Annotated in this window: 16 protein-coding genes and 1 tRNA gene; 14 read left to right on the forward strand and 3 right to left on the reverse strand. The window is 65.2% G+C overall.

Annotation, left to right across the window (positions count from 1 at the left end):
• Positions 1–96 precede the first annotated feature (96 nt).
• From ACO056_RS03460 to ACO056_RS03470, 3 genes are read left to right on the forward strand one after another with little or no spacing between them, the layout of a single operon-like run.
• Positions 97–525 (forward strand): DUF3489 domain-containing protein, encoded by a 429-nt coding sequence (locus ACO056_RS03460; protein WP_421851857.1) that lies wholly within the window; start codon positions 97–99, stop codon positions 523–525.
• A complete protein-coding gene (locus tag ACO056_RS03465) occupies positions 525–977 on the forward strand; it encodes a DUF2924 domain-containing protein (protein ID WP_421851860.1) in 453 nt (150 codons plus the stop codon). The genes ACO056_RS03460 and ACO056_RS03465 overlap by 1 nt, the downstream gene beginning before the upstream one ends.
• 22 nt (positions 978–999) lie before the next feature.
• Positions 1,000–2,640, forward strand: a complete 1,641-nt coding sequence (locus tag ACO056_RS03470) for a recombinase family protein (protein ID WP_421851863.1) — start codon at positions 1,000–1,002, stop codon at positions 2,638–2,640.
• A gap of 196 nt (positions 2,641–2,836) precedes the next feature.
• Here ACO056_RS03470 and ACO056_RS03475 read toward each other — a convergent pair.
• Positions 2,837–2,911 (reverse strand) — tRNA-Thr (locus tag ACO056_RS03475).
• A 139-nt stretch (positions 2,912–3,050) separates the two neighbouring features.
• On the opposite strand from ACO056_RS03475, the gene ACO056_RS03480 reads away from it, so the two are divergent.
• The 6 genes from ACO056_RS03480 (at position 3,051) to ACO056_RS03505 (ending at position 6,988) form a co-directional block, all read left to right on the forward strand.
• Positions 3,051–3,200, forward strand: a complete 150-nt coding sequence (locus ACO056_RS03480) for a hypothetical protein (RefSeq protein ID WP_421851866.1) — start codon at positions 3,051–3,053, stop codon at positions 3,198–3,200.
• An 89-nt stretch (positions 3,201–3,289) separates the two neighbouring features.
• A complete protein-coding gene (gene gpmA, locus ACO056_RS03485) occupies positions 3,290–3,976 on the forward strand; it encodes a 2,3-diphosphoglycerate-dependent phosphoglycerate mutase (RefSeq protein ID WP_421851869.1) in 687 nt (228 codons plus the stop codon).
• A gap of 30 nt (positions 3,977–4,006) precedes the next feature.
• A complete protein-coding gene (gene purE / locus ACO056_RS03490; RefSeq protein ID WP_421851872.1) occupies positions 4,007–4,495 on the forward strand; it encodes a 5-(carboxyamino)imidazole ribonucleotide mutase in 489 nt (162 codons plus the stop codon).
• A gap of 4 nt (positions 4,496–4,499) precedes the next feature.
• Positions 4,500–5,555, forward strand: coding sequence for a 5-(carboxyamino)imidazole ribonucleotide synthase (locus tag ACO056_RS03495; protein WP_421851875.1), 1,056 nt, complete (start codon positions 4,500–4,502; stop codon positions 5,553–5,555).
• The gene (locus tag ACO056_RS03500) at positions 5,556–6,056 is read left to right on the forward strand and encodes a dihydrofolate reductase (protein WP_421851878.1); all 501 of its coding nucleotides are present in this window, start codon (positions 5,556–5,558) and stop codon (positions 6,054–6,056) included.
• A complete protein-coding gene (locus ACO056_RS03505) occupies positions 6,056–6,988 on the forward strand; it encodes a bifunctional riboflavin kinase/FAD synthetase (RefSeq protein WP_421855281.1) in 933 nt (310 codons plus the stop codon). Before ACO056_RS03500 ends, ACO056_RS03505 begins: the two co-directional genes overlap by 1 nt.
• Here ACO056_RS03505 and ACO056_RS03510 read toward each other — a convergent pair.
• Positions 6,973–7,464: a TspO/MBR family protein gene (locus ACO056_RS03510; RefSeq protein WP_421851881.1), complete on the reverse strand. Its 492-nt coding sequence runs from the start codon at positions 7,462–7,464 to the stop codon at positions 6,973–6,975. The genes ACO056_RS03505 and ACO056_RS03510 overlap by 16 nt on opposite strands.
• Positions 7,465–7,698: 234 nt before the next feature.
• On the opposite strand from ACO056_RS03510, the gene ACO056_RS03515 reads away from it, so the two are divergent.
• Genes ACO056_RS03515 through ACO056_RS03525 form a run of 3 tightly spaced genes read left to right on the forward strand, consistent with a single transcriptional unit; the run spans position 7,699 to position 11,713 of the window.
• Positions 7,699–10,770, forward strand: a complete 3,072-nt coding sequence (locus ACO056_RS03515) for an isoleucine--tRNA ligase (RefSeq protein ID WP_421851884.1) — start codon at positions 7,699–7,701, stop codon at positions 10,768–10,770.
• Positions 10,767–11,300, forward strand: coding sequence for a signal peptidase II (lspA, locus tag ACO056_RS03520; protein ID WP_421851887.1), 534 nt, complete (start codon positions 10,767–10,769; stop codon positions 11,298–11,300). Before ACO056_RS03515 ends, lspA begins: the two co-directional genes overlap by 4 nt.
• Positions 11,300–11,713 carry a DUF3035 domain-containing protein gene (locus ACO056_RS03525; RefSeq protein ID WP_421851890.1) on the forward strand — a complete coding sequence of 138 codons (414 nt, stop codon included), beginning with the start codon at positions 11,300–11,302 and terminating at the stop codon, positions 11,711–11,713. The genes lspA and ACO056_RS03525 overlap by 1 nt, the downstream gene beginning before the upstream one ends.
• A gap of 150 nt (positions 11,714–11,863) precedes the next feature.
• On the opposite strand, the gene ACO056_RS03530 is transcribed toward ACO056_RS03525, so the two are convergent.
• The gene (locus ACO056_RS03530) at positions 11,864–13,189 is read right to left on the reverse strand and encodes a hemolysin family protein (protein WP_421851893.1); all 1,326 of its coding nucleotides are present in this window, start codon (positions 13,187–13,189) and stop codon (positions 11,864–11,866) included.
• Between the two features lie 157 nt (positions 13,190–13,346).
• Between ACO056_RS03530 and ACO056_RS03535 the strand changes: the two genes are divergently transcribed.
• Both ACO056_RS03535 and ACO056_RS03540 read left to right on the forward strand, forming a co-directional pair.
• Positions 13,347–14,039: an OmpA family protein gene (locus ACO056_RS03535; protein WP_421851896.1), complete on the forward strand. Its 693-nt coding sequence runs from the start codon at positions 13,347–13,349 to the stop codon at positions 14,037–14,039.
• Positions 14,040–14,118: 79 nt separating this feature from the next.
• Positions 14,119–15,120, forward strand: coding sequence for an aldo/keto reductase (locus tag ACO056_RS03540; protein ID WP_421851899.1), 1,002 nt, complete (start codon positions 14,119–14,121; stop codon positions 15,118–15,120).
• The last annotated feature ends 40 nt before the right edge of the window (positions 15,121–15,160 follow it).

A 15,160-nucleotide genomic window follows, 5' to 3' on the forward strand; every position in this document is an offset into this window, starting at 1 on the left:
GCCGGAATTGAGTCGACAACCAGCCCCGACCGGCGGACCGGCGGGGCCTTGGGTGGTGGGAGCGGCACGGCGCTGCTCCGAACAGGAGACCACCCAATGAATTCTACGCGCAAGCCTCGCCGCATGGCCCGTGACCCTCAACTTATGGGCTGCGAGGTGGCAATCGGTTCCGCGAATACACCGGCTATTTTGTCCCCTCCAAAAGTCGAGCGAGCGACGAGGCAGCGCGCGTTGATTGATATGCTGAGTCGGGCAGGTGGCGCCTCGCTTGCGGAGATCATCGATGCCTCTGGTTGGCTGCCTCATACTGCCCGCGCCGCTCTGTCGGGCCTGCGCAAACAAGGTCATGCGATCGAGCGTTTCAAGAGCGATGAAGCAACTCGCTATCGCATCGTCCCCGCCTCGGCGGTAGTTTCAGTCGATGCCTCCCACTCGGTTGGAGACTTCGGCGGCGCCCAGGCAGGTCCAAGTTTAGCTGCAGCCGCTGTTGCGACCGCCCAAACCGACGAACGTACAACCGTCTGATGTCCAAAATCGATATCGACCTTGCTGAGCTGGCGACCTTGTCGCCAGCTCAGCTGCGCGATCGGTGGGCTGAGGTGTGTGGACGGACAGTCCCTGCAGTGCCCCATTCAATGCTCCGCCGCGGCATTGCGCATGCTTTGCAAGAGCGCTCCTTGGGCGGTTTGTCGACTGTGACCCGGCGGACCCTAGAGGCAGTTGCCAAGAATGGCGTTGTCACGGCCGACGATTTGCCGATCCGGTTAAAGCCCGGCACCCGGCTGATGCGACAATGGAACGGCCGTATGCACTCGGTACTGGTCACGGAGGAGGGCTTCCAGTTCGATGGCCGCACCTGGGCTTCGCTCTCGGCAATCGCTGAACGAATCACCGGCGCGCACTGGTCAGGCCCTCGCTTCTTCGGCTTGCGCCGCCCGCCAGCACCTCCAGTCCAGGTGCCGCGCCATGGCCAGTAGGAATACCCGAGGCGGCCCCCGCGTGCAGACTGGGGCAGTTCGCTGCGCGATCTACACTCGCAAGTCGACCGAGGAAGGTTTGGAGCAAGCCTTCAACAGCCTCGACGCGCAGCGCGAGGCATGCGCTGCCTATATCTTGTCGCAGCAGCACGAAGGTTGGACGATGCTGCCCGATGTTTACGATGATGGCGGTTTCTCGGGCGGCTCGATAAATCGCCCGGCGCTGCAACGCTTGCTCGACGCGGTGGAGCAGGGAAACGTAGACGTGATTGTTGTCTACAAGGTTGACCGCTTGACCCGGAGTCTGGCGGACTTCGCCAAGATCGTCGAAGTGCTCGACGGTGCTGGTGCCAGCTTCGTCAGCGTTACCCAGGCGTTCAACACCACGAATTCAATGGGCCGCCTGACGCTCAATGTGCTGCTTTCGTTTGCCCAGTTCGAACGCGAGGTCACCGGCGAGCGCATTCGCGACAAGATTGCGGCCTCGAAGAAGAAAGGCATGTGGATGGGTGGGCCCATCCCAGTCGGCTATGACGTCAGAGACCGAGTGCTCGTCGTGAACGAAGCCGAGGCTGCCACCGTTCGGCTGATCTTTGCACTGCACAGCGAGTTCCCGACGCTGGCGGCCTTAACCTCCGAACTGGAACGGCGCGGCATCAAATCGCGGGTCCGCATGATGCGCGACGGTCGCATTGTGGGCGGCAAGCCCTACAAGCCGGGTGCAATCCGCCACGTCTTGAAGAATCGCATATACCTCGGTGAGACGTGTCACGGCGACAAAGTCTACAAGGGTGCACACGACGCGATCGTTGATCGCAAGGTATGGGAGGAGGGGCAGATACGACTTACCAGCCTTGGCACCCGGCCACGCTCAGGTCTTGTGAGCCCGTTGGCAGGGCGAATAAAGGACGCCGATGGCAATCCGCTGATCGCAGCACATGCCAACCGTTCTGGGCGCCGCTACCGTTATTACACGACCAAATCATCAGCCAGCGCTGACGCCTGGCGCCTTCCGGCAGGCGATCTCGAAACAATGGTCCACCGGGCCATCGATAGCCTGCTCGACGATCCATTCCGTCTTGCTGCCGAGTTTGGTGCTGCGGACGCTAGATTGACCATCGCTGCGCGGCACGATGATGTCATCGCCAACCTGCGGCGACCGAGTGCGCTTGCGGCCATGCTTGAAGCGCTCGATGCACGCATCGTCATGAGCGCTGCCACACTCCGAATCAAAATCGGCCGGAGCGAACTTGCGAATCTATTCGCGATCTCGCTTCCCGCATCGGGCATCACGGATTGCATCGACATCGAGGTGCCAACTTCGCTCCGGCGGCGCGGTCATGAACTGCGGCTCGTCTACAGCAATCCCGACGCCCGTCCTGTCAATCGGGATGGCAAGCTGATCGAACTTCTAGGCAAGGGCTGGGCGGCATGGCAGCAAATCAACACCGAACCTTGGATTGAGGATGCCACTAAGCGTAGCCATCTTTGCAGGCTTGCACGGCTGCGCTTCCTCGCGCCCGACATCGTTACAGCCATCATCGACGGCCGCCAGCCCATCGAATTGACCGCACGGCGGCTTCTGCGCGTCAGCGAATTGCCTGAGGATTGGACGGAGCAGCGCACTGCGCTGGGATTCTCTGCCGACAACAAGACCGCCTGAATTCCCGCCAAATCTGCCCTCAGGACACCAACAGTCCGCTTTGAGACTCAAGGCCAGAAAGGGTCTGTTTTCGAGGTTCGGCTCGCTGTCTCTGTCCTGAGTAGAGCAGACTACAGGGACGAAATGGCGCAGGAATGCGGGCTTACTCCAGCCCAACGCGCGCACGTCTCAAAATCGACGTGCGCGCCTAACGAAATGGTGCTGCTGGGGAGGATTGAACTCCCGACCTCAGCCTTACCAAGGATGCGCTCTACCACTGAGCTACAGCAGCACACCATTTCCGCCAGCATCTCTGCTTGCACCCGAGCCCGGCAATGCCGGGGCGGGCAGGCGCGCGCTTTGGCGGCGGGGCTTGCGTTTGTCAAGGACGGGCTTGCAGGCCGCGCGCCGGCGCGGCAGAGAAGCGCGCCATGGCCGACAAGACCCCACTTGCAGACGACAAGCCCGCACTGACCCGCGAGGAGCGGCTGGCGCTGCGGCTGCGCGAGAACCTGCGGCGGCGCAAGGCGCAGGCGCGGGCCCTGGGCGCGGCGGCAGAGGACGCGCCTTCGGAAACGTAGCGCGCGGCCTGGTGCGGCAGGGCTTTCCAAACAGCGAGGGGAGCGCTAGGTCCGCGCGCTTACCGAAACGCAGACATGCAGGACCTTCGATGCCCCGCCTGATCCTTATCCGCCACGGTCAGTCTCAGTGGAACCTTGAAAACCGCTTCACCGGCTGGTGGGACGTGGACGTCACCGAAAAAGGCGCGGCCGAGGCCTTTGCCGCGGGTGAGCTGCTCAAGGCGAAGGGCATCCTGCCCACGACCGCGTTCACCTCGCTCCAGAAACGCGCGATCAAGACGCTGCATCTGGCGCTGGAAGCCGCCGGGCGGATCTGGATACCCGAGGACAAGGACTGGCGGCTCAACGAGCGGCACTATGGCGGGCTGACCGGTCTCGACAAGGCCGAGACGGCGGCGAAGCACGGCGACGAACAGGTGAAAGTCTGGCGGCGCAGCTTCGATATTCCTCCGCCGCCGCTGGAAGCGGGCAGCGAGTTCGATCTCGCGAGCGACCCGCGTTATGCCGGGATCGCGGTTCCGAACACCGAAAGCCTCAAGGACACGATCGCGCGCGTGCTGCCGTGCTGGGACGAGAAGATCGCCCCGGCGCTGCGCAAGGGAGAGACCGTGCTGGTTTCCGCGCACGGCAATTCGCTGCGCGCGCTGGTGAAGCACCTTTCGGGCATTTCGGACGCCGATATCACCGGGCTCGAGATTCCGACCGGCCAGCCGATCGTCTATGAGCTGGACGACAATCTCGCCGAGATCGAGCGGTACTATCTTTCGGAGCGCTGAAGCGCGCCGGACGAGAGGGGATGCGTGGGGATGACTGAAAGCGCGGCAAAAGTCGCTATCGTGATGGGCAGCCAGTCTGACTGGGAGACCATGCAGAACGGCGCGGCCGTGCTCGAAAAGCTGGGCGTGGCGCATGAGTGCCGCATTGTCTCGGCGCACCGCACGCCGGACCGGCTGGTGGCCTTTGCCAAGGGCGCGGCGGCCGAGGGTATTCAGGTGATCATTGCGGGCGCAGGCGGCGCGGCGCATCTGCCGGGCATGATCGCCTCCATGACGCATCTGCCGGTGCTGGGCGTGCCGGTGCAGTCCAAGGCCTTGAAGGGCATGGATAGCCTGCTTTCCATCGTCCAGATGCCGGGCGGCATTCCCGTCGGCACGCTCGCCATCGGCGCGGCAGGGGCGACCAATGCGGCGCTGCTGGCGGCCTCCATCCTCGCGCTCTCGGATCCTGCGCTGAGCGAGCGGCTCGTGGCGTGGCGCACGGCGCAGACCGCTTCGGTCGCGGAACGGCCGGTGTGAGCGGATGATCCCACCCGGCGAAACTATCGGCATCCTCGGCGGCGGGCAGCTCGGCCGGATGATCGCGCTTGCGGCGGCGAATCTCGGCTATCGCTGCCATGTCTATGCGCCCGAGGCGGATTCGATCGCGGCGGACGTCTGCGCGGGGTTCACGTGCGCCGGTTGGTATGATGCCGAGGCGTTGGCAGCGTTCGGCAAGGCCTGCGCGGTGGTGACCTACGAGTTCGAGAACGTGCCGGTCGCGCCGCTCGCTGCGCTCGGTGATGCGGTGCTGCATCCGGGGACGCGCTCGCTTGAAGTGGCGCAGGACCGAGCGGCGGAGAAGCGCTTCGTCGAGGCGCTCGGCGGGCGGCCCGCGCCCTGGGCGGTGGTGGACAGCGCGCAGGATCTGGCGGCGGCGATTGCGACAATCGGCACGCCGGGCATCCTGAAGACGCGGCGAGACGGCTACGACGGCAAGGGCCAGTGGCGGATCATGACGCCCGCTGATGCCGAAGCGCTGGAATTGCCGGACGCGGCACTGGTCTACGAAGGTTTCGTGACGTTCGACGCCGAGTTTTCGGTGATCCTCGTGCGCGGGGCCGATGGCGACGTGCGCTTCTGGGATTCAGCGCAGAACGCGCACAAGGCGGGGATCCTGAGCCAGTCGGTAGTGCCGGCGGGCGCGTCGGTACGTGCGCAAATGGACGCGGCGCGTGGGCTGGCCAAGCAGGTGGCAGATAGCCTTGGCCATGTCGGCGTGCTGACGCTGGAATTCTTTGCGACCGCCGATGGCCCGGTGTTCAACGAGATGGCCCCGCGCGTGCACAATTCCGGGCACTGGACGATCGAGGGCGCGCTCACCTCGCAGTTCGAGAACCACGTCCGCGCAATCTGCGGGCTGCCGCTCGGCTCGACCGAGCTGTGCGCGGCGGGCGTGGTGATGGATAACCTGATCGGCGACGAGGCGCATGATTGGCCGGCGTTGCTTTCCGATCCGGCCAACCACTTGCACCTCTACGGCAAGGCGGCGGTGCGGCCCGGGCGCAAGATGGGCCATGTGACGAGGCTGGTGCTGTAGATGGCGCAGCAGGTGATGCTCATTGTGGCGCGGGCCAGCGATGGCACGATTGGCGACACCATCGAGGGTAGGGGTGCCCTTCCGTGGCGCTTGCCCGCGGACCTCAAGCGCTTCAAGGCGCTGACCATGGGCACGCCGATGATCATGGGCCGCAAGACCTTTGCCTCGCTGCCGGGGCTGCTGCCGGGGCGGCGCCATATCGTGCTGACGCGCGATACCGGGTGGTCCGCACCCGGGGCCGAAGTGGTGCACGACGTCGCGGGCGCGCTGGCGCTGGCGGGGGATGGTCCTGTCGCGGTGATCGGCGGCGCGGATGTGCTTGCGCAGTTCGAGGGGCTCGCGCAGCGCTACGAGCTGACCGAAGTCCACGGCGAATACGGCGGCGACACGCGGCTGCCCTACCCGGCGGCACCGTGGCGCGAGACGGCGCGGGAGAGCTTTCCGGCCGAGGGCGGCTATCCCGCCTACGACTTCGTGACCTTCGAGCGGGGCGCGGCGTGATGCGCCTCCATGCCAGCGAAACGATGCCCGAAGCGCTGCGCGGTGCGGTGATCGCGCTGGGCAATTTCGACGGGTTTCACCTTGGCCATCAGGCTGTTGCCGGAGAGGCCGTGCGTTGGGCGCGCGCTGAAGGTCGGCCCGCGATCATCGCGACGTTCGATCCGCATCCGGTGCGCCACTTCAAGCCCGATGCGCCGCCGTTCCGCCTGACCACGCTAGATCAGCGCGAGGCGCTGTTCACGGAGGCCGGGGCGGATGCGATGCTGGTGTTTGCCTTTGATGGCACGCTGGCGGCGACGACGGCGGATTCGTTTGTGCGCGATCTGCTGTCGGCGCGGCTGGGTGCGGCGGCGGTGGTGACGGGGGAGGACTTCACCTTCGGCCGCGCGCGGGGCGGCAATATCAATGTGCTGCGCGAAGTCGGCGCCGAAGTGGGGCTGGCGACGCGCGCGGTGGGCCCGGTGCTGCTCGACGGTGAGGTCGTTTCCTCCAGCCGCATTCGCGAGGCGCTGGTGGCGGGCGATCCGCAGGAGGCCGCACGCCTGCTGACGCGGCCCTTTGCGATCCGCGGACCGGTCCAGCACGGCGACAAGGTGGGGCGCACGATCAACTTCCCGACCGCGAACCTCGATGTGGGGACCTATCTGCGGCCGCGCTACGGCATCTATGCGGTGACGGGGCACTTGCCAGACGGGCGCGTGCTGAAAGGCGCGGCAAATCTCGGCATTCGCCCGACGTTCGATCCGCCCAAGGAATTGCTCGAGCCGCATTTCTTCGACTTCAGCGGCGATCTCTATGGGCAGGAGATCGAGGTGGCGTTCCACCATTTCCTGCGCGGCGAGGCGAAGTTTGATAGCCTCGATGCGCTGGTGGCGCAGATGGAGCGCGATTGTGATGAGGCGAAGCGGCTCCTCGATCAGGCTGGCGGGTAGGCGATCATCACGCTGAGGACGTAGCCGCCCCAGAATGCGGTCGGCACGATGAGCCAGGGCGCGCGGCGCTCGCGCCCGCGCAGCACCAGCATGACGGCAACCGCGACGATGAGCGTGATCACCGTGCCCCAGAACGCGGCGGCGTTGCGCTGGAGTCCGCTGGTGTAGAACGGATAGGCGATGCACAGTGCGGCCAGCGCGAAGGGCGTCCACGAACGCCAGCCGGAATCCCCGCTGCCGCGCACATAGACCCAGCGCGCCGCGCCCATCAGGCCAAGCAGCACGGTCCAGATCAGGCCGACGATTGCGCCGGGCGGGATCATCGGCATCTGCCGCCCGCTCGGCCGCGCCCAGCCGATGGCGAAGAGGAAGCCGTTGATCACGATGGTGGCGATGATCAGGACGGCGACATTCATGGCCAGCGCGCCGCGCCCTTCGGCCCTCAGGAACGCGGTGCTAAGATTGGGGGCGGGCATGGAGTTGTCCTTTGCGGGGCATGAAGTCGGATTGCACCACCTTAGACCGTTCGTGTCGAGCCCCTCGACTTCGCTCGGGATAAACTTCCGGCCGGTAGGGCCGGAAGTCGAGACACCATACGCCGCGCCAGGTGTCTCGACTTCGCTCGACACGAACGGGGGAGTGGGCAGGTTTGGCCACCGAGCGAACCAGAAATTGCGCAAACCGGGCAGCGAGGCTAAGGCCCGCCGATCATGACCGAAGCTCCTAGCCAAGAAACCCGCGACTTTCGCTCGACCGTCTTCCTGCCGAAGACCGATTTCCCGATGAAGGCCGGCCTCCCCCAGAAGGAGCCGGGCATTCTCGCGCGCTGGCAGGACGAGGGGCTTTATCGGCAACTGCGTGAGGCGCGGGCCGGGGCGGAGAAGTTCATTCTCCATGATGGCCCGCCTTACGCCAATGGCGACATGCATATCGGCCATGCGCTGAACCATATCCTCAAGGACATGGTCTGCCGCACGCAGAGCCTGCTCGGCAAGGACGCGCCCTATGTGCCCGGCTGGGATTGCCACGGCCTGCCCATCGAGTGGAAGGTCGAGGAAGAGTACCGCAAGAAGAAGAAGAACAAGGACGAGGTCCCGCCGGTCGAATTCCGCGCCGAATGCCGCGCCTATGCCCAGAAGTGGGTGGACGTGCAGCGCGAGCAGCTCAAGCGGCTGGGCATCAATGGCGATTGGGACCATCCGTACCTGACGATGGACCCGGAAGCGGAAGGCACCATCGTCGGCGAACTGCTGAAGTTTGCGGAAAGCGGCCAGCTTTATCGCGGCGCGAAGCCGGTGATGTGGAGCCCGGTGGAGAAGACCGCGCTGGCCGAGGCGGAGATCGAGTACGAGGACATCGTCTCGACCCAGATCGACGTCGCGTTCGAGATCGTTGAGTCGCCGATTTCCGAACTGGTCGGCGCCCATGCGGTGATCTGGACGACGACGCCGTGGACGATCCCGGTGAACCAGGCTTTGGCTTATGGGCCGGAGGTTGAGTACAGGCTCTTCACTATCATTGTGACGGTGCCAGGCTCGTACGAAGGCGACATCTTTGAACACCCCAGCGTAAAAGCGCTGCAAGAACATAAGATTGTGTTGGCGGCCGATGCGGCTCTTCGCTCTGAGTTTGAAGATCGTCTTAGGCGGACATGGCCCGGCGCTGGACTTGTTGATCTTGAAGAATGGTCGGGCAAAGGCTCCGACCTCGCCGGAACCATCTGCCGCCACCCGATGGCCAACCTTTTCCGTCGCCCCGTGCTTGACACGGGGCTGGGCTCTTCTTCAAGCGCCGCGCCGGAAGGGGAAAGCCAAGCCCCGGATCAAGTCCGGGGTGACGGGAATGTGGATGTGAACTCGCCGCTGGCCGAATTCTTCCTGCGTCCGCGTCCGTTCCTTCCCGGCGATTTCGTCACGACCGACAGCGGCACGGGCCTTGTCCATATGGCGCCGGACCATGGCGAGGACGACTTTGCGCTGTGCAAGGCGCACGGGATCGAGCCGGTCTTCGCGGTCGAGGGCGACGGCAAGTACCGCGCTGACTGGGCTTGGCTCGGCGGGCAGGGCAGCGTTATCAACCCCAAGTTCAACGCTCCTGATGGACCGATCTGCGCCGACCTGCGCGAGGCACGTGGTCTCTTGGCGGCCTCTGCCGACTACAAGCATTCCTATCCGCATTCGTGGCGTTCGAAGGCCAAGGTGATCTATCGCTGCACGCCGCAGTGGTTTGTGCCGATGGACCGACCGGTCGACATGCCGCACGCCGAAAGCCGGGCGGAAAACCGCTGGGACAACGAGGGCGGCGCGCTGGAGCATCCGAACGCGACGCTTCGCCAGATCGCGGTGCAGGCTATCGCCGAAACGCGCTGGGTGCCCGAAAAGGGCCGCAACCGCATCGGCGCGATGGTCGAGGGGCGGCCGGACTGGGTGCTGTCGCGCCAGCGCGCGTGGGGCGTGCCGATCACGCTGTTTGTCGATCGCAAGACCGGCCAGTACCTCGCCGATCCCGCCGTCAACGCGCGGATCGTGGCGGCGGTGCGTGCTGGCGGTGTCGATGCGTGGTCCGAGGAGCGCGCGCAGGAGTACCTCGGGGCCGAGTACCGGCTTGAGGACTACGAGCGCGTCACCGACATTCTGGACGTGTGGTTCGATAGTGGCAGCACGCATGCCTTCGTGCTCGAATCGGGCAAGTGGCCAGATCTGCTGCGGCCTGAAGGCTACACCGGCCCGCATGCCGATCTCTATCTCGAAGGCTCGGACCAGCATCGCGGCTGGTTCCAGTCCTCGCTGCTGGAAGCCTGTGCGACGCGCGGCCATGCGCCCTACAAGGCGGTGCTGACCCACGGCTTCACCATGGATTCCAAGGGCATGAAGATGTCCAAGTCCCTGGGCAACACGATCTCGCCCATCGACCTGATGAAGGAATATGGCGCGGATATCCTGCGGCTCTGGGCGCTGTCGGTCGATTTCACCGAGGACCACCGGATCGGCAAGGAAATCCTTGGCGGCGTGGCGGACCAGTACCGCAAGCTGCGCAACACGTTCCGCTATCTGTTGGGCGCGCTCGAAGGGTTCGACTGGGATGCCGAAGGCGTTGAGGCGGCGGAAATGCCGGAGCTGGAGCGCTATATGCTGCACCGGCTGAGCGAGGTGGATGCTACGCTGCGCCGCGCGATCGATGATTTCGATTTCAACACCTACACCCGCGTGCTGATCGATTTCTGCAACGAGGACTTGTCCGCGTTCTACTTCGATATCCGCAAGGACTGCCTCTATTGCGATGCGCCGACGGACCCCAAGCGGCGCGCCTATCGGTCGGTGCTCGATGTGCTGTTCCACGCGTTGGTGCGCTATGCCTCGCCGGTGCTGGTGTTCACGGCGGAAGAAGTGTGGACCACGCGGTTCCCGGATCGTGGCAGCGTCCATCTGGGCGCACTGCGCGAATTGCCGGCCGAGTGGTGCGACGAAGCGCTGGCGGCTCGGTTCGAAGGACTGCGGGCGCTGCGCACCACGGTGACCGAAGCGATCGAACCGCTGCGCCGCGACAAGGTGATCGGATCGAGCCTTCAGGCGGAAGTGACGGTTCCGGCGGGCGCGCCTGAGGCCGATCTCGCCGAACTGTTCATCACCGCGTCAGTGACGCGCGGGCAGGGCGAGGGAGTGACCATCACGCCAACCACGCTTCACAAATGCGGCCGCTGCTGGCGGCACCTGCCCGAAGTGACCGAAGACGGCGCGCTCTGCGCCCGGTGCGACGACGTGGTGGCGGGGCTGCCGGCATGAGGAGCCCTGCGCTCTCGCGGGCGGCGGGTTTTGCCCTCGCGCTCGGCGTGTTTGCGCTGGACCGCGGGATCAAGGAACTGGTGGCGGGGCCGCTCGATCTGCAGGCGGTTGGCCTCATCAAGCTGCTGCCGTTCTTCGATCTGCGCTGGACCGAGAACTACGGCGTCTCCTACGGCATGTTCACCGCGGATTCGAGCGAGACCAAGCTCGTGCTGCTGGCTATGACCGGCCTGATCGCGTGCGGCGTGGCCGTGTGGATGCTGCGCGAGAAGGTTATGGGCGAGATCGCCGCGCTCGCGCTCGTGCTGGGCGGCGCGCTCGGCAATATCTACGACCGGTCCTCGCGCGGCTATGTGATCGACTATGCCGATCTGCATATTGGCCAGTGGCGCCCGTTCCTCATCTTCAACCTGGCCGATGCGGCGATCACCTTTGGTGTGCTGATACTGCTTGCCCGGTCGCTGCTTTCGCGCGAAAAGCCCGCCCAGCCGGCGGATGCTGACAATGATACCGCCACGGAGACTGTTTGATGCGTAAGTCCACGACGATCCTGATGCTTGCCGGTGGCGCTACCCTTCTGGGCGCGTGCTCGCAGGGAGGCTCGCTGTTCAACCGCATCCGGCCCGACGAGTTCGCCGTGACCAGGCAGGCGCCGCTGGTGGTTCCGCCCGATTTCTCGCTGATGCCGCCCAACCCCGGCGCGCCGCGCCCGCAGGATGTCGATAGCTCGAAGCAGGCGCTCGATGCCCTGTTCGGGGGCCCGGCACCGCGCAGCGCCGTGGAAACGGATACGCTCGGCAAGGCGGGCGCATCGGCTGTGGGCATCCGCAGCGTGGTCGGCGATCCGAAGACCAAGACCGTGGCCAAGGGCGCCGCAGTGCGCGATATTCTCGCCGCGCCGGAAGGCGACGGGCGCGAGGCGCAGGCGCAGATTCCGGGCTGAGCCATTCCGTTCCTCCCTGTTTTGGCGAAGCCCAAACGGTGAGGGGGACCGCCCGCGCAGCGGGTGGTGGGGGGTAGCTAACCCCTCCGTCAGCCCTTCAGGCTGCCACCTCCCCATTTGCACTTCGTGAAAATGGGGAGAAGCCGGGCCTTAGCCGTCCAGCACTGGCGCTACATGGGCCGGCTTGATCTTGCTGGCCAGCAACTTGTCGATCTTGCGGCCATCCATATCGACAACTTCGAAGCGCCAGCCCTGATCGTGGAAGTGCTCGCCTTCGGATGGCAGGCGCTTCAATACCGAGAGCGCGAAGCCTGCGGCGGTCGCGAAATCGCGGTCTTCGGGGAGATCGATAGAGAGCCTGTCTGCCAGCGCATCCGCCGGTAGCGCGCCCGATAGCAGGAGCGAGCCGTCCTCGCGTTCCACCACCATCGGCCCGTCGCCTTCGTCACCATGCGCGACGAAATTGCCGACGATGGCATCGAGCAGGTCTGCCGGGGTGACGATGCCTTCGAGGTGGCCATATTCATCGTGGACGAGCGCGATGGCGACTTCCGCCAGCTGGATCACGCGCAGCGCGTCCATCGTATCCAGCTGGTCGGGCACGATCGCGGGCTTCTTCATCAGCCGCGTGAGCATGACCTTGCGGCCGCGCAGGAGGACCGAGAGCACATCGCGGACCTTGACCACGCCGACCACGTTGTCGACCGAACCGTCTGCAACGAGGAGGAGCGAGTGCGGGCTGTCGGCAATTGCGGCGCGCAGGTCTGTTTCGGGGGCGCGGCGCTCGATCCAGTGGAGTTCGGTGCGCGGGGTCATCACTTCGCGCACGGGGCGGTCCGCGAGGCGCATGATCCCGGTCATCAGCGCGCGCTCGTCTTCCTCGATCACGCCGGAGCGGGTCGCCTCGGCGAAGATCATGTGGAGTTCTTCGGCAGTGACGTCCTGCTCCTTGGTGCGGTTCACGCCGAACAGGCGGAGCAGCAGCGAGGAGGAGCTGTCGAGCGTCCACACGAACGGGGCGGTGACGCGGGCCATCAACTGCATCGGCGCGGCGGCGACGATGGCAATCGGCTCAGCCGCGCGCAGGGCAAGCTGCTTGGGCACCAGTTCTCCGACGACGAGGCTGAGGAAGGTGGTGATCGCGATCACCAGCACGAAGCCAACGATAGGAGCCCATTCGCCGGGCAGGCCGAGCGCGGCAAGCCGCTCGCCGGTCGGCCCGCCGAGGCTGGCGCCGGAGTAGGCACCGGCGACGATGCCGATCAAAGTGATGCCGATCTGAGCGGTGGAAAGGAGCTTGCCGGGATCGCCCGCGAGTTCGAGCGCCAGTTTCGCGCCCTTGCTGCCAGCTTCGGCCGCGACTTTCAGACGGGCGGGACGTGCCGAGACAATCGCCAGTTCCGTCATGGAAAACAGGGCGTTGAGAAGGACCAGCCCAAGGATGATGAAGGCGTCTGGCCAAGGATAAGGGGTCACAGCAAAGGCGCTAGCAGATTTGCGGTGCCGCATGAAGGCCTGCTATTCGGCTGGCGTTCAGGATGGTAAGGCGAATAGACGGGCCGGAACCGCAAGAGGCGGCAGTCGTTCACTTAAAGGGACACTCTCGGGAGAGTCCGTTCACAGGGGAAGTACCATGAAAATCCGGCGCGTTCTTGTATCCAGCCTTTGCGCTGTTTCGCTCGTCAGCCTCTCGGCCTGCGTGACCGATCCTAACACAGGTCAGCAGAAAGTTTCGCGCACCGCGATCGGTGCGGGCGGCGGCGCGCTGGCGGGTCTGCTGCTGGGCGGCCTGATCGGCGGCGGCACCGGGCGCATCATCGGTGCGGGCATCGGCGGCGTCGCCGGCGCAGCGGTCGGCTACACGTATGACAAGCAGATCAAGCAGCTGCGCGAGCAGACCGCAGGCACCGGCGTGGACGTGAGCCCGGTCGACGGCGGCAAGGCGATCCTCGTCAACCTGCCCAACGGCGTGACTTTCGATACCGACAGCACGGTGATCAAGCCCGGCTTCCGCGACACGCTCGACAAGGTGGCGCAGAGCCTGGTGCAGTATCCGGATTCGCTGATCGACGTTTACGGCTTCACCGATTCGACCGGTTCGAGCGCTTACAACCAGACGCTTTCTGAAAACCGCGCGCGGGCCGTGGCAGATTATCTCTCCTCGCGCGGGGTGAACCCGGGCCGCCTGCGCAGCCAGGGCTTCGGCGAAACGCAGCCGGTTGCCTCGAACGCCACCGAGGAAGGCCGTTCGGCCAACCGCCGCGTGGAAATCAAGATCGTGCCGGTGACGCAGGATGACGTTGCCCGCGCACGCCAAGGGCAGTGATAGAGTGAAATAGTGCACTCCAGCCGGGTTGACGCCACGTTGACCCGGCTGGCATCGCTCCATCCAAAGGAGCGCTTCGATGACTTTCACCCGCCGCACGATTGCCGGTCGCGAAACCAACCCCATCGGCCTTGGCTGCATGTCGCTGAGCTGGGCCTATGGCACCCCGCCCTCCGACGAGGATGGCAAGAGCCTGCTCGCCCGCGCACTCGATCTTGGCTACGACCACCTCGATACCGCGCGGATCTATGGCGATGGCCACAACGAGACGCTGATCGGCGAGGCGCTTTCGGGCCAGCGGAACCGCTTCTTCCTTGCCAGCAAGACCGGCATCATTGTCGACGGCAAGGCCCGGCGGATCGATTGCAAGCCCGATACGATTCGCGGCGCTCTCGAAACGTCGTTGCGTCTGCTCAAGACAGATCACATCGATCTCTATTACCTGCATCGCCGCGATTTCACCGTGCCCATCGAGGAATCGGTCGGCGCGCTGGGTGATCTGGTGCGTGAAGGGAAGATCGGCGGGATCGGTCTTTCGGAAATGTCTGCCGAGACGGTGCGCCGCGCGCATGCCGAGCATCCCATCGCCGCGCTGCAGACCGAATATTCGCCGATGACGCGCAATCCCGAAATCGCGGTGCTGGAGACCTGCCGCGAGCTTGGCATCACCTTCGTCGCGTTCTCGCCGGTGTGCCGGGGCCTGCTGGTGGACGAGCGGCCCGATCCGGCGGCAATGCCCAAGGGTGATATCCGGCCGAACATGCCGCGCTTCCAGGGTGAGAACTGGGCGCACAACCTTTCGCTGGCCGAGGCGTTTTCAGCCTTGGCGGCGCGTGAGGGTGTGACGGCGGCGCAACTGGCGCTTGGCTGGGTGCTGGCGCGCGGTCCGCATGTCGTGGCGATCCCGGGCACATCGCGGCAGGATCACTTGGCCGAGAATATCGCGCGGTGGGAATGGGAACCTTCGGCGGCGCTGGTGGCCGAGGTGGATGCGCTGGTCAATCACCAGACCGTGGCGGGGCACCGCTATGGCCCGGTGATGCAGGCGACGATCGATACGGAAGAGTTCGAGGCGGCTTAGGATTGCTTTTGTGCCTTCGGCGGGCAGGGAGATGGCCCTT

The organism is Novosphingobium sp. (assembly GCF_965228995.1).
GTDB lineage: Bacteria > Pseudomonadota > Alphaproteobacteria > Sphingomonadales > Sphingomonadaceae > Novosphingobium.